Source organism: Kocuria turfanensis, from assembly GCF_001580365.1.
In the GTDB taxonomy this organism is placed as follows: domain Bacteria; phylum Actinomycetota; class Actinomycetes; order Actinomycetales; family Micrococcaceae; genus Kocuria; species Kocuria turfanensis.
Genome location: NZ_CP014480.1, coordinates 3406253 through 3424317 on the forward strand (window position 1 = coordinate 3406253; position 18065 = coordinate 3424317).

At 75.2% G+C, this 18065-nt stretch carries 16 protein-coding genes; 10 read left to right on the forward strand and 6 right to left on the reverse strand.

The annotated features are described in order from the left end of the window. Positions 1-113 precede the first annotated feature (113 nt). The gene (locus tag AYX06_RS15630; RefSeq protein ID WP_232319326.1) at positions 114-758 is read left to right on the forward strand and encodes a GtrA family protein; all 645 of its coding nucleotides are present in this window, start codon (positions 114-116) and stop codon (positions 756-758) included. A gap of 10 nt (positions 759-768) precedes the next feature. On the opposite strand, the gene AYX06_RS15635 is transcribed toward AYX06_RS15630, so the two are convergent. Next, complete coding sequence (locus AYX06_RS15635; protein WP_147017751.1) at positions 769-1557, reverse strand: TIGR03089 family protein; 789 nt, start codon at positions 1555-1557, stop codon at positions 769-771. Between the two features lie 312 nt (positions 1558-1869). On the opposite strand from AYX06_RS15635, the gene AYX06_RS20780 reads away from it, so the two are divergent. The 5 genes from AYX06_RS20780 (at position 1870) to AYX06_RS15660 (ending at position 5974) form a co-directional block, all read left to right on the forward strand. Continuing rightward, on the forward strand, positions 1870-2400 hold the full coding sequence (locus AYX06_RS20780; RefSeq protein ID WP_062736554.1) for a WhiB family transcriptional regulator: 531 nt from the start codon (positions 1870-1872) through the stop codon (positions 2398-2400). A 14-nt stretch (positions 2401-2414) separates the two neighbouring features. Then, on the forward strand, positions 2415-2888 hold the full coding sequence (locus tag AYX06_RS15645; protein WP_062736555.1) for a DUF3499 domain-containing protein: 474 nt from the start codon (positions 2415-2417) through the stop codon (positions 2886-2888). Positions 2889-3004: 116 nt separating this feature from the next. Then, positions 3005-3328 carry a hypothetical protein gene (locus tag AYX06_RS15650; protein ID WP_062736556.1) on the forward strand — a complete coding sequence of 108 codons (324 nt, stop codon included), beginning with the start codon at positions 3005-3007 and terminating at the stop codon, positions 3326-3328. Between the two features lie 173 nt (positions 3329-3501). Beyond that, on the forward strand, positions 3502-4812 hold the full coding sequence (locus tag AYX06_RS15655; RefSeq protein ID WP_062736557.1) for a L,D-transpeptidase: 1311 nt from the start codon (positions 3502-3504) through the stop codon (positions 4810-4812). 100 nt (positions 4813-4912) lie between these two features. Then, a complete protein-coding gene (locus tag AYX06_RS15660) occupies positions 4913-5974 on the forward strand; it encodes a TIGR01906 family membrane protein (RefSeq protein ID WP_232319327.1) in 1062 nt (353 codons plus the stop codon). A 54-nt stretch (positions 5975-6028) separates the two neighbouring features. Here the strand turns inward: AYX06_RS15660 and AYX06_RS15665 are convergent, their stop codons facing one another. Further along, positions 6029-7681 carry a dolichyl-phosphate-mannose--protein mannosyltransferase gene (locus AYX06_RS15665; RefSeq protein ID WP_186815676.1) on the reverse strand — a complete coding sequence of 551 codons (1653 nt, stop codon included), beginning with the start codon at positions 7679-7681 and terminating at the stop codon, positions 6029-6031. A gap of 73 nt (positions 7682-7754) precedes the next feature. Here AYX06_RS15665 and rsmI point away from each other — a divergent pair, with 73 nt between their 5' ends. Then, positions 7755-8660: a 16S rRNA (cytidine(1402)-2'-O)-methyltransferase gene (gene rsmI, locus AYX06_RS15670; RefSeq protein WP_062736558.1), complete on the forward strand. Its 906-nt coding sequence runs from the start codon at positions 7755-7757 to the stop codon at positions 8658-8660. 163 nt (positions 8661-8823) lie between these two features. Then, complete coding sequence (locus AYX06_RS15675; RefSeq protein ID WP_062736559.1) at positions 8824-9666, forward strand: formate/nitrite transporter family protein; 843 nt, start codon at positions 8824-8826, stop codon at positions 9664-9666. An 84-nt stretch (positions 9667-9750) separates the two neighbouring features. On the opposite strand, the gene AYX06_RS15680 is transcribed toward AYX06_RS15675, so the two are convergent. Further along, the gene (locus tag AYX06_RS15680; protein WP_062736560.1) at positions 9751-10761 is read right to left on the reverse strand and encodes an IS481 family transposase; all 1011 of its coding nucleotides are present in this window, start codon (positions 10759-10761) and stop codon (positions 9751-9753) included. 303 nt (positions 10762-11064) lie between these two features. Here AYX06_RS15680 and cynS point away from each other — a divergent pair, with 303 nt between their 5' ends. After that, positions 11065-11514 (forward strand): cyanase, encoded by a 450-nt coding sequence (cynS, locus tag AYX06_RS15685; RefSeq protein WP_062736561.1) that lies wholly within the window; start codon positions 11065-11067, stop codon positions 11512-11514. Between the two features lie 445 nt (positions 11515-11959). Here cynS and AYX06_RS15690 read toward each other — a convergent pair whose 3' ends face one another. From AYX06_RS15690 to AYX06_RS15700, 3 genes are read right to left on the reverse strand one after another with little or no spacing between them, the layout of a single operon-like run. Further along, on the reverse strand, positions 11960-14290 hold the full coding sequence (locus AYX06_RS15690) for a transglutaminase family protein (protein WP_062736562.1): 2331 nt from the start codon (positions 14288-14290) through the stop codon (positions 11960-11962). Continuing rightward, positions 14287-15777: a DUF58 domain-containing protein gene (locus tag AYX06_RS15695; protein ID WP_232319329.1), complete on the reverse strand. Its 1491-nt coding sequence runs from the start codon at positions 15775-15777 to the stop codon at positions 14287-14289. The genes AYX06_RS15690 and AYX06_RS15695 overlap by 4 nt, the downstream gene beginning before the upstream one ends. 53 nt (positions 15778-15830) lie before the next feature. Continuing rightward, positions 15831-16781, reverse strand: coding sequence for an AAA family ATPase (locus AYX06_RS15700; protein WP_062736564.1), 951 nt, complete (start codon positions 16779-16781; stop codon positions 15831-15833). Positions 16782-16903: 122 nt separating this feature from the next. On the opposite strand from AYX06_RS15700, the gene AYX06_RS15705 reads away from it, so the two are divergent. Continuing rightward, the gene (locus AYX06_RS15705; RefSeq protein WP_062736565.1) at positions 16904-17917 is read left to right on the forward strand and encodes a TatD family hydrolase; all 1014 of its coding nucleotides are present in this window, start codon (positions 16904-16906) and stop codon (positions 17915-17917) included. Positions 17918-18065: the final 148 nt, after the last annotated feature.

An 18065-nucleotide genomic window follows, 5' to 3' on the forward strand; every position in this document is an offset into this window, starting at 1 on the left:
CAGGAGGGGCGGGGTAGGATGTGCCGAGGTCCGCCGCGGGGGCTTCCCCGCGCCCGTCGACCGCTGCGCCGGCCGGCGCCCACCGACCCACCACCTGGGAGACCTGAAGCCGCGTGAACCGTCTCGTCGACCGTTTCGATGCCCTGTGGCACCTGTTCGTCAAGGAACTCATGAAGTTCGGAGTCGTCGGGGCGCTCGCCTTCGTCATCAACGCGTCGCTCACCTGGGTGCTGATGCACACCTGGTTCCAGGACGGGCACCTCAAGGCCAAGTTCATCGCCACCGCCGTCGCGATCCTCTTCGCCTGGGTCGCGAACCGCCTGTGGACCTTCCGGCACAAGCGCCAGTCGGACAAGCGCCGCGAGCTGGTGCAGTTCCTCGTGGCCAACGGCATCGGCATGGCCATCGAGCTGGGCTGCCTCGGCTTCAGCTACTACGTCCTGGGCCTCACCAGCGCCTACGCGTCCTTCGTGTCCGGCACGATCATCGGCACCATCCTCGGCACGATCTTCCGCTACTTCGCCTACCGCTTCTGGGTCTTCACCGAGGAGCTCGACGAGGACCCGAACTTCGCCGACACCGCTGCCCTCGAGATCGCGCTGATCACCGGGGCCGCCCCGGCGGGCCGCGCCGAGCACGCGCGGCGGGGAACCGCCGAGCAGGCGCCCCCGGAGACCGCCGAGCACTCGCCCCGGGAGAGTGCGGTGCACCCCGGCCCGGACGCCCACGAGGGCGCGGGCCCGGCCGAGGGCCGCTGAGCGGAGCGGATCAGAACGCCACGGCGTTCTCGGCCGCCAGCACGGACGTCCAGGACGGGTCGGTGCCGTCCGCCGGCCGGTCCGTGACGACCACCGCCCGGCCACCGGCCAGCACCCCCAGGGCGCGCAGCAGGTGCTCCGCGTCCATCCGCCGTCCCGGCACGTGCACCGCCGCGGCACCGCCCCATGCCTGCTCCCGACCGGACACGCGCGCGGCGGCGCCCGGCAGCAGCGCCCCGTGGCTCAGGGGCCCGTCCGCTCCCGCCGCCCACAGGGCGGGGCCGTCCGGGTCCGGCTCCTCGAGTCCCTCGTACACGTCCGCGTGGGACCGCACCTCGGCGCAGTAGTCCAGCGCGTCCCCGCCGGGCAGCTCCCCCCGGTATCCGAGGGAGAGCGCCGGGCGGTCCAACACCACCGCCCGCGCCCCGGAGGGCACCCGCCCGAGCAGGGCGGGAAGCTCGCCCCGGGGGTCCACGAGACCCGCCACGGCCCGGTCACCGGGCTCCGGGGCGCCTCCGGACGGGTCGACCGGCCGCAGCGCGGCGCCCATGGTCCACGTGCCCAGGGCCACGGCGAGGCTGCGCCAGTGCACCTCGTCGCCCAGGGCGACGACGTCGCCCGCCTGCAGGTCCAGCTCGTCCACCCACAGGTTCGCGGTCTTGGCCGCCCAGTTGTCCAGCACCCGGCCGGAGAGCTCCACGCGCTCGCCGTCCTGCCCGTACCAGATGAGGGCGGGGTGGCTGCTCCGGCGCAACCTGTCCACCAAGCGGGGGACAGAGGCGGGGATCGGGGTGTCCAAGGGCTCCTCCTGAGGGGTGCGGGGCCGCCGGAGGCCGCCCCGGAGCATATGCGTCGGCGTGCATTCTTCACGTTTCGGGGCGCCTCGCGCCAAAGCCGTCGTGACCTGGAAAAACGTCTACTCCCAAAGAAAATCCAGGCCGATATGGTTCCAAGGGTCCCTCCGGCGAGAGGGTTGACGCAGTAGTAGTTACACACGTGTAATGAGGAAGTCCGGCAGGCGATCACCAAAGATACGTTCTCCGGGATGCAACGGACTGGTACCCCCGCAGTATGCCAGTCCGGGGCCAACGTGTCGGATGGAAGGAAAGTCATGGGAGAGGCCGCACGCCAGCAGCTCGTCGATTCCACCCCCCTCAGCACCTCGCGGCGCAGCGTGCGCTCGGTGCCCGAGGACTGGTTCGTGGATCCGGCCGACCCGCGGGCCGCCGAGCGCCACGTCCGCCGCACCGGTGGAAGCCTGGAGGAGCAGGCCACCGCCTACCTCGCCGCGCACGACACCGTGCAGGACCTCGCGGAGCACGCATCCGGGCCGGTCGTCGACCTGCTCGGGACCCCGGTCGCCGACGGCGGCCTGGACTGGGGCTCGGTCGCCGGGCTGTACGCGGTGGAGGAGGACGAGGGCGAGCTCGCCTGGCAGACCGACGCCCTGTGCGCCCAGACGGACCCGGAGGCCTTCTTCCCGGAGAAGGGTGGATCCACCCGTGACGCCAAGCGCGTCTGCGAGGCGTGCCCGGTGCAGAGCGCGTGCCTGGACTACGCCATGAGCAAGGACGAGAAGTTCGGCATCTGGGGCGGGCTGTCCGAACGGGAGCGCCGCCGCCTGCGCCGGCTCACGCGCTGAGGTAGTTTCGTTCGATGAGCTCCTCCGGCAGTGCCACCCGACGTTGCTCCCGCCAGACCTGCACGCGGGACGCGGTCACGACCCTCACCTACGTGTACTCGGACTCGACCGCCGTCGTCGGACCGCTGGCCGGCCACGCCGAGCCCCACGCCTACGACCTGTGCGCGGTGCACTCCGACCGGCTCACGGTGCCGCGCGGCTGGCAGGTGGTGCGCCTGGAGCTGCCGGAGGACCGGGCACGCCGTGAGGACATCGGCGCCGTGGCCGAGGCGGTCCGCGAGCCGGAGCCGCCCGCGGCCGTCCGGGAGCGTCCCCGGGCCGTGCTGCGCGACGTGTCCCTGCCCCGCTCCGCCGCGCCCCGGGACACGCCCCCGGCCCGCCGCCCCCCGGAGCCCGTCCGGCGCGACGTCCCGATGCCCGACAGCCTGCGGCGGCCGCACCTGCGCCGGCCCATCGGGCACGGGGGCGCGGCGGTGCCCGAGGCCTGAGCGGCGCGGCGTCCTGCGGGGGATCCCCCGCACGGCGGTGCCCCGGCCCTAGGATGAGCCGCAGACCGTGCCTGTCCGGCACGGAGGCTCTTCCCCCCGGAGCACCAGGAGACCCCATGACTGTCCCTGCAACGACGCAGCCGACGCACGCCGTCCCGGCCGAGATCCCGCACGCGGACGGCCCCGTGCGCCACCCGCAGACCGGCGGCGGTCACCGTGCCGCTCCCTGGGAGGCGCCCGCCGCCGCTCCGGAGCCGGCGCCCCCGGCGGCGACCGCCCTGGACCCGGGACTGGCCGCGATCCTGCGCTGCCCCCTGACGGGCGGGACGCTGATCCCCGTGGACGCGGACCGCCTGATGAGCGACCGCCCGTTCCGGGACGGCGTGCACCCCGTCTATCCGATCCGCAACGGGATCGCCTGCCTGTGCCCCGACCGCTGAGCGCCGGTGACCGGCGCGCCTGCCGGCGCCCTCCCTCCAGCGCCGAGCGGGGTCACGAAGCAGTTAACATTCGTACCCACGGGGCGGCCGAGTAGGTCCTGCGCGGGCCGGTGCGCCTATCGTGGGGCCCGTCCCCGAGCGCTTCCCCCCTTCCCCGCGAGGTGCCCCCCACCATGCCCCTGTCCTCCCGTCCCGACCGCGCGCCCTGCGCGGTCCCGGCCCGCCGCCTGCTCGCCCTGGGCACGGTGACGGCCCTGCTCGCCACCGGCTGCGCGTACTCCGCCGGGGCCCACTCCGGTGAGCCCGCTCCCACCGCCGCGTCCTCCACCGGGTCGCCGGCGACGCCGCCCCCGAGCGCGACGCCGACCGCCACGTCCGCTGCCACGCCGGCCGCCACGGGGCCGGCCGACCCGCAGTCGGCTGGCGTCGTGGTCACGCCCGCGGACGCCGCCGTCGAGCACAACCCCGTGGACCCGGTCGTGGTGCGCACCGGCCGGGGCGAGCTGGGCGAGGTCGTGCTCGTGCCCGCCGCCGGCGGGGAGCCCGTGCCCGGGGAGCGCTCCGCGGACGGACGCACGTGGACCAGCACGGACGTGCTGGCCTTCGACACCGCGTACGTGCTGCACTGGACCGCCGCGGCCGGCGGCACCCCGAGCGCCGGCACGAGCACGTTCAGCACCGTCTCGGCGGCCCAGGAGGTCGACGCGCGGGTCAACGTGGCCGAGGGCGGAACCTACGGCACCGGTCAGATCCTGCAGTTCACCTTCTCGGAGCCCGTCCTGCACCGCGACGAGATCGAGCGGGCGATCACCGTGCGCGGCGGCGGCGACCGGGCCGGGGCCTTCCGCTGGTACTCCGACACCGTGCTGCGCTACCGGCCCGCGGAGACCTGGGAGCCGCACTCCGAGGTGACCGTCTCCCTCGACCTGCTGGGCCTGGACGTGGGCGGCGGGATGATCGGCAACCACGACCTGCGCCGCAGCTTCTCGATCGGCGCCGAGCACTACGCCCGCGTCGACGACGCGACCAAGACGCTGACGGCCTACGTCGACGGCGAGGTCGCCGGGACGTTCCCCGTCACCCTCGGCAACCCCGACTGGCCCTCCACCACGGGCCGGAAGGTCATCATGGAGCAGGCCCCCAGCTACCTGTTCAAGGCCTCCTCGCTGAGCCTGCAGCCCGGCGACCCGCACTGGTACGAGACCTTCTGGGCCTCCAACGTGTCCCGGCTGACGGCCAGCGGCGAGTTCGTGCACCAGGCCCTGCCCTCGGCGATGCCCGTCCTGGGCCAGGCCAACGTCTCGCACGGGTGCGTGGGCATGTCCGCCGAGGGCGCGAGGTTCATCCACGACGTCTTCCGCCCCGGCGACATCGTGGAGGTCGTCGGCACCGGGTACCCGCAGGCCGACCCCGACGACGGCTACGGCGACTGGAACATCCCGCTGGAGCACTACGCCGACGAGTCGTGGAAGGGCAACTGGTGAGGCGCCGCCGCTGAGGTCCCCGGTGGGTAGGATCGGGACCGACCGGCGCGGTCCCGCCCGCGCCGGAGCCCCCGAGCACCCCCGACCGAAGGACCCGCCCGTGCCCTCCTCCAGCAACGACAAGGCCCCCTGGCAGCAGGCCGGCTCCGCCGCGGCGGACGCCCGGCGCGGCGAGGACCCGGTGTGGACGGGGCTGCTGCCCGCCGTCCCGCCCGCGGACCCCGCGCCGGAGCCGGGCACCGCGGCGGAGTCCGGCCGCGACGGCGCCCCCGCGCGCGAGGGCGGAACCGGACCCGCGGAGGGCACCGCGGGGGCCGCCGGGTCCGGGCGGGCCCCGGGCGGCTCCCGCGCCGTCGGCGCCGCCGACGTCGGGGAGGACGAGGAGGCGGACGCGGAGGCCCGCCGCCGGGCCGCCCTGCGCCGCGATGCGCTGGCCGACGAGCCCCGGTTCCCGCGCCTGCAGCAGGTCTTCCTGGCCCTGCTGCTGCCGCTGGCGCTGCTGGCGGCGGCGGTGCGCACGGTGGCCACGCCGCTGTTCCTGTGGTCGGAGTACCACCGGCCCGGCTTCCCCGCGGACCGCTACGGCTTCTCCACCGACGAGCGGATGGTCTACGGGTCCTACGGTCTGGACTACGTGCTGAACTGGGCGCCGCCCGAGTTCCTCGGCGGGCTCGTGGGCCCGGGCGGGGGCCGGCTCTTCCTGGGCTCGGAGGTCGCGCACATGACGGACGTGAAGATCGTCCTGCAGAGCGCCCTGGCCGCGGTCGCCGTCCTGGCCGTGCTCGGCCTCGTCTCCTCCCTGTACCTGCGGGCCAAGGCGCCGGGGGCGGCCTCGGGCGCCCTGTTCTTCGGGTCGTGGCTGACCGTGGTGCTGCTGGTGCTGCTGGCCGTGGCGGCGGTGCTGGGCTGGGAGCAGTTCTTCGCCCTGTTCCACTCGCTGTTCTTCGCGGAGGGCTCCTGGACCTTCCGGGTCTCCGACACCCTGATCCGGCTCTATCCCACCCAGTTCTGGATGGACGCCGCGATCACGGTGGGCGCGCTGACCCTGCTGGGCGCCCTCGCCGTGATGGCCGCGACCTGGCCCACCGCGTTCCGCCGGCACCGGGCCCTCGACCGGGTGCGCCGGCGCCAGGAGCTCAAGCGGCGGCTCGCCGGGCGCTGACCGGGCGGCCCGGACCCGGGCGGCTCGGTTCCGGACGGCTCGAGTCGGGGCGGCTCAGATCCAGGCGGCGAACCACATCCGCTCCCGCCACTGCCCGTAGGGCACCGTCTCGGCGTACCAGACGGGGGCGAAGTGGGCGCTCAGCATCAGCACCGCGGCCGTGAACACCCCGACCACCACGAGGCCCGCCCGCCGCCGGCGCACGGAGTCCTCCGGCCGGCCCAGCACCAGTCCCAGCATCCCGGCCAGCATCAGCATCAGGAACGGTTGCACGGGCAGCGCGTAGAAGTAGTACATGGTCCGCTCCGGGTACAGGAACCAGGGCAGGTACCCGGCGGCGAACACGCCGAGCAGCGCCCCCCAGCGCCAGTCCCGCCGTACCGCCCACAGCCACGCCGCCACGAGCACGGCGGCGATCCCCGTCCACCACAGCAACGGGTTGCCGATGTTGAGGATGGCCTGCGAGCAGTGCTCCACGGTGCATCCGGCCGCACCCCGTTCGGGCGCCTCGTAGAAGTAGGAGGTGGGCCGGCCCAGGGTCAGCCACAGCCACGGCAGCGCCTCGTAGGAGTGCTCGGTGCCCAGGCCGCTGTGGAAGCCGTAGGCGGAGGAGTGGTAGGCCCACAGCGAGCGCAGGGGAGCGGGCAGCCACAGCACGCCCTCGCCCGGGTGATCCTGCGCCCACCGGCGGTCGTAGGCGCCGGTCGAGGCGAGCCAACCCGTCCACGTGAGCACGTAGGCCACCGCTCCCGTGCCGACCACCGCCAGGAACGCCGGCACGCCGTCCTTGAGCACCGCGGCCGGCAACCAGTGCCGGATCCCGGCCGTGCGGCGGGCGTTGAGGTCCCAGAGCACCGTGAGCACCCCGAGGCCGGCGACCAGGAACAGGGCGCTCCACTTCACGCCGACCGCCAGCCCGCAGGCCACGCCCGCGGCGATCCGCCACCAGCGCACCCCCAGCCACGGCCCCCACGCGAGGCGGCGGGCCAGCTGCGCCTCCGGCACCCGCTCGCCGGGGGGCACCCCCAGCCGGGCGACCAGGCGGCGGCGGCCGTCCCGCCGGTCCAGCAGGAGCAGGACGAAGGCGAGCAGGACGAAGAACATCAGGAACACGTCCAGCATCGCCAGCCGCGACTGCACCAGGTGCAGCCCGTCCACGGCGGTGAACAGCCCCGCGAGCGTGGCCACCGTGACCGAGCGGAAGAGCAGCCACCCGGCGGCGCACACCAGCGCGATCGACAGCGTGCCGAACAGCGCCGAGGAGAAGCGCCACCCCACGGGGTCCTCGGCGCCGACCAGCCACATCCCCCAGGCGATGAGCCACTTGCCGACCGGCGGGTGGACCACGTAGGACGGGCCGCTCAGGGCCTCGGGCGGAGTGCCCGCCACGAACAGCTCGTCCGCGCCCTCCGGCCACTGCCGCTCGTAGCCGTAGCGCAGCAGGGAGTAGGAGTCCTTCACGTAGTACGTCTCGTCGAAGACGATCGCGTCCGGGTGGGAGAGCCCGTGGAAGCGCAGCACCCCGCCCAGCACCACGACCAGCAGCGGCGCCAGCCAGGCCAGGCGGGGCAGCGCCGCGGCGGGCGGCAGCAGCCGTTCCCGCAGGGCGTCCGGGGCGAGGGACCGGCGCAGCGTGGTCACCGGGTCCGCGGCCCGGGTCACCGGGCCGGGGGCTGGGGCGCGCACCGAGGAACTCACGGAAGTCATCGTAGGGGACGGCTCCCGCCCGCCCCGGACGTCCGCGGGGGAGTGCCCCGGGGCCGGGCCGTAGAGTGGACCCGTGCACACCGAACCCCACGACGACGCCCCGACCGCCGCCCCCGCCGACCCGGCCGGCGGCACCGCGGGCCCCGGGCGGGTCGTGCTGGCGGGCACCCCGATCGGCAACCTCGGGGACGCCCCGCCCCGGCTGCGGGAGGCCCTGGAGACCGCGGACGTGCTCGCCGTCGAGGACACCCGCAGGCTGCGCCGGCTCACCGCCGGCCTCGGCGTCACCACCCGCGGGCGGGTGCTGACCCACCACGAGCACAACGAGGCCGGGCGGGTCGCCGAGCTGCTCGACGCCGTGCGCTCGGGGGCCACCGTGCTGGTCCTCTCCGACGCCGGGATGCCCACCGTCTCCGACCCGGGCTACCGGCTGGCCGAGGCCGCCGCGGCGGAGGGCCTGACCGTGACCGCCGTGCCCGGCCCCTCCGCGGTGCTCACGGCCCTGGCGGTGTCCGGGCTGCCCACCGACCGGTTCACGTTCGAGGGCTTCCTGCCGCGCAAGTCCTCCGAGCGGGCCGCCCGCCTGGCCGAGCTCGTCGGCGAGCGCCGCACCATGGTCTTCTACGAGGCCCCGCACCGGCTCGCGGTCATGCTGACCGCGCTGCAGGAGGCGTTCGGGCCCGGGCGCCGGGCGGTCGTCGCCCGGGAGCTCACCAAGCTGCACGAGGAGGTCGTGCGGGGTTCCCTCGCCGAGCTCCTCGACTGGTGCGCCGAGGGCCAGGTGCGCGGGGAGATCGCCGTCGTCGTCGCCGGTGCCCCGGCCCCCGAGGCGGCCCGCCCCGAGGACCTCGTGGCCGAGGTCGAGGCCCTCGTGGCCGGAGGCGCCCGGCTGAAGGACGCCGCCGGGGAGGTCGCCGCCCGCTCCGGCGTGGGCAAGCGGGAGCTCTACGAGACGGTGCTGGCCGCCCGCAGGGGCTGAGGCCGGCGCCTCACCGCGGCCCCTCACTGCGGGGCCCGTCCCGGGTGCGCCCGAGTTGACCCGGTGGTGCCGGCACCGTCACGGCACGGAAACACGGCTCGCCCAGAATCGGGGAGAGCCGGGTCCCCGGCACCTCCCGTCCTTCCCGCATCGGAGCCATGCCATGTCCTACGTGCATCCCTCGGACTTCGTCACGAAGATGATCGACGCCGGTGAGGCGAAGGTCTTCATGTCCACCCGGGACACCTTGATCCGGGCGTTCATGGCCGGGGCCATCCTGGCCCTGGCCGCGGCGTTCGCCGTGACCGTCACCGTGCAGACCGGTCAGGCGGTGGTCGGGGCGCTGCTCTTCCCGGTCGGCTTCTGCCTGCTGTACCTGCTCGGCTTCGACCTGCTGACCGGGGTGTTCACCCTGGTGCCCCTGGCCCTGATCGACAAGCGTCCCGGCGTCACGGTGCGGTCGATGCTGCGCAACTGGGGGCTCGTCTTCCTCGGCAACTTCGCCGGGGCGTTCACCGTGGCCGTCATGATGGCGATCATCTTCACCTACGGCTTCTCCACCGCGCCCGACGAGGTCGGACAGGCCATCGGCTCGATCGGGGAGGGCCGCACGGTCGGCTACGCCGACTACGGCGCCGCCGGGATGCTGACCCTGTTCGTCCGGGCCGTGCTGTGCAACTGGATGGTCTCCACCGGTGTGGTCGCCGCGATGATGTCCACGAGCGTCTCCGGCAAGGTGATCGCCATGTGGATGCCCATCCTGCTCTTCTTCTACATGGGCTTCGAGCACTCGATCGTCAACATGTTCCTGTTCCCCTCCGGCCTGATCCTCGGCGGCGACTTCTCCGTCATGGACTACCTGGTGTGGAACGAGATCCCCACCGTGCTCGGCAACCTGGTGGGCGGGCTGACCTTCGTGGGGCTCACCCTCTACGCCACCCACGCCCGGACGGGCCTCACCCGCCCCCGCCCGGTGGCCCACGACGTGCCCGTCGCCGCGGAGTGACCCGCCGCCGGCCGCACCTGCCGGTCACCTTCGTCGGCCGTGCCCGTCGGCCGTGCCCGTCGCCCGCATCCGTCGGCTGTGCACCTAGGTGTAAGAGGGCGTGACGTTATTGACTCGGGCCGGGGTGCGTGAGGCCGGGGGCTGATCGCCGCAGGCGGTGTGGGGCCGATGGTAATTGAAGTGATTCACCCAGACCACGATGGCGTCCCGGCGGGCCTGCTCGCTGGCGTAGGGGCGGACGTAGAGCACCTCGTCGGCCAGCAGCCGGTTGAACCGTTCGACCTTCCCGTTGTGCCGGGGCGTGTAGGGGCGGATGCGCTGGTGCCGGCCGGCGAGGGCCTCCACGGTGCGGGTGAAGTCGCGGGCCTTGTAGTTGGCGCCGTTGTCGGTGACCACCCGGTGCAGCCGGGTGATGCCGTGGGCGGCGAAGAACGCCCGGGCTCGGCAGAAGAATCCGATCGTCGTCACCGCCTTCTCATCGGCCAGAGCCTCGGTGTAGGCCAGCCTCGAGAAGCCGTCCACGGCCGAGTGCAGGTAGGTGTAGCCGACCTTCGCCCCGGGTCCGCGCTTGGCCGCCTTCGCCGCCGTACTGCCGCGGCCGTGGGCGCGCCAGCCGCCGCCGTCGGGGATCCGCCCGACCTTCTTCACATCCAGGTGGACCATGTGCCCGGGCCAGGCGGCACGGATCCGCTGGGGTGGGCGTCGCAGGTCGTCCCCCGCCGGGGTGAGGTCGCGCAGCCGGGAGATGCCCAGGCGGGCCAGCCAGCGACCGACCGTGCGCAGGTGCATTTCATGGCCGAGACCGAGCAGGTGGCGGTGGATGCGTCGGGCGGACCATTTCCGGTCTCGCCGGAGGGACTCGATGAGCTCCACGACGGCCGCCGGGGTGCGCTGAGGGCTGCGCCGGGGAGTCGAGGGCCGGTCGGCCAACCCAGCTTCGCCGGATTCGAGGTAGCGGGCCACCCACGTGGCCACCGTGGGTCGGCTGACGCGGAACTCGGTGGCCACGTGGGCCTTGGGGATCCCGTCGTCGAGGTGGCGCAGGACCATGCGCAGCCGGCCGGTCGGGGTCAGGGGTGCGTTAACGTGGGGCATGAACGGGCTCTCTTGCTGCGGACGGACGGTGTAGGAACTTCCATCCTGTGGCGAGGAGCCCGTTCCTCATCTCACCGGCACACCCGTGGCAAGAACCTCATGCCCCACAACACCTAGGCCGCACCCGTCGGCTGTGCTCGTCGGCCGCACCCGTCGGCACCGTCCCGCAGACCCGGACCGCCGAACGGATTCGAGAAGCCGCCCCTGGAGCTTCCCGGGGAGGGACCTGCCCTCCGGGCCCGAGTCCTCCGCACCGAACGTCCTTCCGCCCTTCCGCCATTTACGCCATATCGAGGAGCACAGATGACCCCCATCATGACCAGATCCGACGCCGTCGAGCTCGTGGTCGCCGCCCGGTTGCGGCGCGGACTGTCCTGGCACGAGATCGCCGAGCAGATCGGCGCCGCACCGGTGTGGACCACCGCCGCGCTGCTCGGGCAGCACCCGCTGAGCGCGGAACAGGCCGGCCGGGTGTGCGAGCTCCTCGGGCTGGACGGGACGGTGGCCGAGAGCCTGCAGCGGCAGCCGTCCCGGGGCGCCGACCCGGCACGCATGGCCGACCCCACGATCTACCGCTTCACCGAGGCGCTGGCCGTCTACGGACCGGCCCTCAAGGAGCTCATCCACGAGGAGTTCGGGGACGGGATCATGAGCGCGATCAACTTCCGGGTCGACGTCTCCCGCCGCCCGGACCCGGACGGCGACCGCGTCGTGGTCACCTTCGACGGGAAGTTCCTCGACTACAAGTGGTGAGCTCGTCGTTCCCACTCCCTCTCCGGGCGCCCTGAGCCCCGAGGCGATGCCCCTCGAGCGCCGAGTCCCCCATGAGCTCGCAATTCCCCCCGATCAGACGGGGGGAATTGCGAGCTCATGGGGGACTCGGTGGGTGGAGCGCCGGGATGTGGGGGACTCGGTGGGTGGAGCGCCGGGATGTGGGGGACTCGGTGGGTGGAGCGCCGGGATGTGGGGGACTCGGTGGGTGGAGCGCCGGGATGTGGGGGACTCGGTGGGTGGAGCGCCGGGATGTGGGGGACTCGGTGGGTGGAGCGCCGGGATGTGGGGGACTCGGTGGGTGGAGCGCCGGGATGTGGGGGACTCGGTGGGTGGAGCGCCGGGATGTGGGGGACTCGGTGGGTGGAGCGCCGGTATGTGGGGGACTCGGCGAGTGAGGGCCGGTGGAGCGCGTGGGGCGGGGCGGTCAGGGCCGGCGGCGCCAGGTGGGCGGCAGCCAGCGGGCCCGCCGGGCACCCGGCCCTCCGCGCCCGGCCAGCGCGGCGCGCACCGCGGTGAGGTCCTCGGGACCGGCCTCGGGGGACCACTGCGCCGCTGCCGGCGCGTAGAGGGCGCGCTCCACGTCCCGTCCCAGCCGGCCCAGCGCAGCGGCGGCCGCGGGCACGGTCACCGCGACCCGGTCCACGAAGGCCCGTGGGGTCTCCGCGGCGGCCCGGCCCAGGCCGTGGTCGGCTGCGAGGTCCTCGAGTTCCGCCCAGCCCGCCGCCGCGCGGGCGCCCGCCGGGGCGCCGGCGTCCCCGAGCAGGCGCATGCGCCGCCGGCGCCGCCGGTCCCGCAGCAGACGGGGGAGGGCGGCGAGCAGGGCGAGCAGCGCCGCGGCCAGTCCGCCGGCGAGCCACAGCAGCCAGCCGGCCGGTCCGGGATCGGCCTCGGGCGCGGGCGCCGGGGGAGGCTCCGGCGTCGGCACGGCCGTGGGCGCGGCCGAGGGCGCGCCGCTCTCCTCGGGCCCGGCCGTGCTCGCCGGGGTGGGGGTGTCCGTCGGTGCTTCGGTGGGCTCGGTGGAGCCTTCCCCCTCCGCCGGCCCCTCGTCCTCGGCGGCGCCCTCGGCGGCGTAGCCGGGCACGTCACCGGTGCCGGGGGTCGGCTCGAAGCGCACCCATCCGGTGCCCTCGAACCACAGCTCGGGCCAGGCGTGGGCGTCGCGCGGCAGGACGGTGAAGGTGCCCCCGAACGGGTCCTCGGCCGCGGTGGACGGCGGCAGGTAGCCCACCGCCACGCGGGCCGGGATGCCCAGCTCGCGCGCCATGACGGCCATCGCCGGGGCGAAGTGCCCGGCGTAGCCCGTGCGGGTGGCGAGGAACTGCTCGAGCGCGGCCATGCCACCGGCGTCGTAGCCCTGGGCGGCGGGGGCGTCCACGTCGTAGCGGAACTCCTCCGAGCGCAGCCACTCCTGCAGGGCCAGCGCCTGGTCGAACGCGGTCGGGGCGTCCCCGGCCCGTTCCCGGGCGGCCTCGCGCACGGCCGCCGGGGTGTCCTCGGGCAGCCCGAGGAACGGGGCCAGCTCCGGGGTCCGCGGCGCAGCCGGTGCTCCGCGCAGCTGCGCGGACGTGGGCTCGGCAGTCACCGCCCGCGCCTCGTAGGCGGTGCCCTCGGGCGGGACGCGGTCCGCGTGCACGGTGCGGTGCTGAGGGCTCACGGCCCAGTCGCCCTCGTCGAGCCCCGTCACGCCGACGGGCGCCCAGGGCAGGGGCAGCCAGCGCTCGGACCAGTCCCGCAGCTGCACGGCGGCGCTGCGCTCGGCAGCGCCCGGTCCGGAGGTGTCCGCGCCGAGGGCGTCGAGACCGGGCTCCAGTCCGGTGCTGTCCGGGAACCACTCGGCCCCGGTGAAGTCGTCGAGCACGAGCACCCGCAGGAGCTCGGGCTCACCGGTGCTCGTGCTGTACTCCAGGCGCGGCCGCTGCTCCGCCGAGCGCAGGTCCTGCCCCACGGCCCGCAGCGGTCCCACCCCGGGGGCCCGGTCCCCGCCCGGTCCGCTGCCCTGGGGGAACACGCCGTTGACGAAGCCCGGCACCACACCGGGCACGAGCAGGGTCACGGCCAGCACCCCGGCGACCACCACCACCGCCCGGGCCCAGGTGCCCGGGGCGGCGGCGGTGCGGGCCTCGCGGACCGCGCCGAAGCGGCGGGCCCCGGCGAGCAGCAGCAGGGCGGCGAGCACGGCCGCCGCGGTCCCGGCCAGCCCCACGCTCTCGGGCAGGACCAGGGCGGGCAGCACCAGCGGGGCGAGCACGCCCAGGGCACTGGCGCCGGGCAGGCGCAGCGCCACGAGCACGGTGTCCACGAACAGGGTCACGAGGCCCGCGCCGAGGGCGGTGACGAACGCGAGCGCCGTCGTGTCCGGGTACGGGGCGGGCTGTTCCGCCGCGATCCCGGCGGCCTCCCGCCCGAGCTCCCCGGCCAGGGCGAGGCTGCCGGGGGTCGGGACGAAGCCCAGCAGCGCGGGCTCGCGCAGGAACACCACCGTGAGCACCAGCGCAAGGGCGCCCACCCCGAACAGGGGCGCGAGCACGGACAGGCCCAGCACCCGCGACGTCGCGGTGGCGGCCAGCACCGCAAGTGCGGCCAGCAGGCAGCCGGGGACCCAGCCCGCGCCGTCGAGGACCGCGGCCGGCCCCACGAAGGACAGCGCGACGGCCAGCAGCACCGTGCCGGCCAGGCCGAGCACGGCGGCCACGGGGCGCCGGGATGCCGGGGGCGCGCCGGGGGCGGCGGGGGCGCGCACGGGGGCGGCGGTCACCGCAGCGCCCCGGCCGTGCGGGGCCCGGTGCCCAGGTGCGCCCAGGCCTCCTCCGGGGCGGTGGCCGCGGTGACGACGACGACGGACCAGCCCGCCGCCTCGAGCACTGCCGCGCCGTCCGGGACCCGGTCGGCGGCGGAGGCCACGAGCACCGCGCTGCCGGCGCCCGCCCGGTGCGTGCCGTGCAGGATCCGCTGCGCGCCCGCCCGGTCCAGGTCGCCGGAGACCAGCAGCACCGGGTGGACCAGGCCGTCGCGGTCGAACCGGTCGGCCAGACGGTCGTCCGCACCGGCACCGGCACCCGTTTCCGGGCCGGCGCCGGGCACGGAGCCCGGGTCCGCGCCGCCGCTGCCGGCCGTCCTGCCGCTGCGCCTGCCGCTGACGGTGCGGACGATCCCGCGGCGGCCGGGGTCGACGCTTCCACCGCGGCCGCCGTCGGTGCCGGCGGTTCCGCTGCTGCCCCCGGTGCCGGCGGCGCCTGCGGTTCTCCCGGGCGCCGGCAGGGGCCGGACCCGGGCCAGGCCGTGCCGGGCGTCCTCGGCGGTGTCGTCGTCGATCGCGGTGACGCGCCCGCGGACAGCGGCGTCGTCGTCCTCCCCGCCCCGGGGCAGGGGGCGGCCGCGGGTGTCCAGGGCGTGCACGGCGGTCTCCCGCTGGGTCAGGTGCTCGAGCACCGCGGCGGTGAAGGACACGGCCCACTCGAACTCGGCCGTGCTGGGGAGCACCCCGGCCCACTGCCGCTCACCGGGCCACGCCGTGTCGTCGAGGTCCAGGAGCAGGCTGAGCCGCCGGATGCTGCGGGGGTCCTCCTGGCGCACCATGAGCGTGCCCTGCTTGGCGGAGGCGGCCCAGTGCACCCGGCGCACGGGGTCCCCGTGCCGGTACTCGCGCACGGTCACGTTGTCGGGGCCGGGCTGGGGCTGCGCGGTGCGGGCGGGGTCGGTGCCGGACTCCCGCAGCCGGTCGGCGCGGATCTCGGGCAGCTCCACGGGATCCGGGGCCACGTGCAGGGAGGTGCGCTCGGAGGCGTCGAGCAGCTCGGTGGCCAGGCCGAACGGATCGGCGACCCGCACCGTGGCCGGACCCAGCGCGTACACCCCGCGCCGGCGCGGCCGGACGGTGTAGGCGGCCGGCTCCCCACCGGCCTGCACGTTCAGCTCCCGGTCCCCGCCCAGGGGCTCCGGGACCCGCTCGAGCACGGCCACGGCGCCCGCGGCGCTGCCGGCGCGCCGGGACCGGTGCCGGACCCGCAGCCGCACCACGGCCGAGTCCCCGGCCGTCACCAGCGCCGGGTCCACCCCGCGCTTGAGCAGCACCCGAGGCTTGACCACGTACAGGGACAGGGTCGCGAACAGCGGGGCCCCGCCCAGGAACAGCGCCAGCGCCAGCACGTCCTTGCGGCCCAGCCAGGTGGCCAGCAGCAGGCACAGCGCCCCCGCCCCGAGGAACGCCCAGCCGCGGCCGGTGAACCGCGCGCGGGAGTCCACGGGCTGCTCCGCTCGCTCGCCGTCCTCCGTCCGCACGGTCTCCGGCCGGCGGCTCATCGGGACCGGGAGGCCGGCTCGGCCGGGACGCGGACCTCGTCCAGGACCGCCTGCACCAGCTCCTCCGCGGAGTCGGTGCCGGCGCGGCGGTCCAGGATCAGCCGGTGCGCCAGGACGGGCACCGCGACCGCGCGGACATCGTCGGGCAGGACGTACTCCCGTCCGGAGAGCGCGGCCTCGGCGCGGGCGGTGGCCTGCAGCTGGAGCAGCGCCCGGGGGCTCGCGCCCAGCCGGATCTGCGGGTGCGAGCGGGTGGCCTGGCCGATCGCCACCACGTAGGCGCGCACGGCGTCCGAGACGTGGATCCCGCGCACGTGGGCGACCAGGCGGGCGGCGTCCTCGAGCGGGACGACCGGGCGCAGGCCCTCCAGCGGGGAGCCGCCGCCGTGGTCGGCGAGCATCGCCGTCTCCGCGGCGGTGTCCGGGTAGCCCATCGAGATGCGGGCGGTGAACCGGTCCCGCTGCGCCTCCGGCAGCGGGAAGGTCCCGTCCATCTCCACCGGGTTCTGCGTGGCGACCACCATGAACGGGGAGGACAGCCGGTAGGTGGTGCCGTCCGCGGTGACCTGCCCCTCGGCCATGCACTCGAGCAGCGCGGACTGCGTCTTGGCCGAGGCCCGGTTGATCTCGTCGCCGATGACCACGTTGGCGAACACCGGGCCGGGCTTGAACTCGAACTCCCGCCGGGCCTGGTCGTAGACCGCCACCCCGGTGATGTCCGTGGGCAGCAGGTCCGGGGTGAACTGGATGCGCGCCACCGACCCGCCGATCGCCGAGGCCAGCGTGCGGGCCAGCATGGTCTTGCCCACCCCCGGCACGTCCTCCACGAGCAGGTGGCCCCCGGCCAGCAGCACGCTCAGGGCGGTGCGGGCCGCCTCGGGCTTGCCCTCGATCACCGTGTTGATCCGGTCCAGGACCGCCTGCGTGTACTGGGGGAAGGACTCCATGGGCTCCTCGGCTTCCTGCTCGGGCGTCTGCTCCCAGTATGTCTGTCCGGCCCCAGCTCGTAGATTGGTCGGTGCCCGCGTGTTTCCCGCCCCGTTCCCCGAGTCCCCCCGAGGTGCCGCCCGTGACCGACCCCAACACCACCCTCCTCACCACCTCCCTGTGGCCCGATCCGGCGTCCCGGCCCGAGCCCGCCGCTGGCGCGGCCCCCGCCGCCTACGCGCCCGAGCACTACGCCGTGCCCGAGGACGCCCCCGCGGGGGAGGGCACCCGGCGCCGTTCCGCCCAGGGCGACGACGGGCGCCGCCGCAACCTCGCCTACCCGCCGGCGCCGGAGCCGCTGCCGCACCCGGTGGTCGACAACCACACCCACCTGGACCTGCAGGACGGCCGGGTCCAGGTCTCGGTCCGCGACGCCGCGGACGCCGCCGCGCTCGCCGGGGTGGGCGGGCTCGTGCAGGTCGGCTGCGACGTCCCCTCCTCCCGCTTCGCCGTGGCAGCCGCCCAGGCCGACCCCCGCGTCCTCGCCGCGGTGGCCCTGCACCCCAACGAGGCGCCGAAGCTGGCCGCCGCCGGCACCCTCGACGAGGCGCTGGCGGAGATCCGCGCCCTGGGGGAGCACGACCGGGTGCGGGCCTTCGGTGAGACCGGCCTCGACTACTACCGCACCGAGGGGGAGGGCCGGGAGCACCAGAAGCGCTCCTTCCGGGAGCACATCCGCTTCGCCCGGGAGACCGGCAAGGCGCTGCAGATCCACGACCGGGACGCGCACGCCGACGTCGTCGCCGTCCTGCTCGAGGAGGGCGCCCCGGAGCGCACCGTCTTCCACTGCTTCTCCGGGGACGCGGAGCTCGCCCGGACCTGCAACGAGCACGGCTGGTACATGTCCTTCTCCGGCACCGTGACCTTCAAGAACAGCCACGACCTCAAGGCCGCGCTGCGCACCGCCCGGCCCGAGCTGGTGCTCGCCGAGACCGACGCCCCGTTCCTCACCCCGCACCCGTACCGGGGCCGGCCCAACGCCAGCTACGTGGTCAACTACACGGTCCGCGGCATGGCGGAGATCCTGGAGCAGGACCTGGAGCCGCTGTGCGAGCGGATCTGGTCGAACACGGCCGAGGCCTACGGCCCCTTCTGACCCGCAGCGCCCCGCTCCGTCTCTGCCGGCTCCTTCTCTCCAACCCGGCCTTGCCACCCCCGCATGCCGAGCCCCCAACCAGGTTGTTGTGCGGTGTTGAGTCCCCACCCCGCGGCGCCCACCCGCGGCCAGTCCCCAGGGCGCTCGT

Coding starts and splice junctions, on each gene's coding strand:
- AYX06_RS20780 (WP_062736554.1), top strand. CDS start 1,870: ATGGGAGAGGCCGCACGCCAGCAGCTCGTCGATTCCACCCCCCTCAGC.
- AYX06_RS15645 (WP_062736555.1), top strand. CDS start 2,415: ATGAGCTCCTCCGGCAGTGCCACCCGACGTTGCTCCCGCCAGACCTGC.
- AYX06_RS15650 (WP_062736556.1), top strand. CDS start 3,005: ATGACTGTCCCTGCAACGACGCAGCCGACGCACGCCGTCCCGGCCGAG.
- AYX06_RS15655 (WP_062736557.1), top strand. CDS start 3,502: ATGCCCCTGTCCTCCCGTCCCGACCGCGCGCCCTGCGCGGTCCCGGCC.
- AYX06_RS15665 (WP_186815676.1), bottom strand. CDS start 7,681: ATGACTTCCGTGAGTTCCTCGGTGCGCGCCCCAGCCCCCGGCCCGGTG.
- AYX06_RS15675 (WP_062736559.1), top strand. CDS start 8,824: ATGTCCTACGTGCATCCCTCGGACTTCGTCACGAAGATGATCGACGCC.
- AYX06_RS15680 (WP_062736560.1), bottom strand. CDS start 10,761: ATGCCCCACGTTAACGCACCCCTGACCCCGACCGGCCGGCTGCGCATG.
- cynS (WP_062736561.1), top strand. CDS start 11,065: ATGACCCCCATCATGACCAGATCCGACGCCGTCGAGCTCGTGGTCGCC.
- AYX06_RS15700 (WP_062736564.1), bottom strand. CDS start 16,781: ATGGAGTCCTTCCCCCAGTACACGCAGGCGGTCCTGGACCGGATCAAC.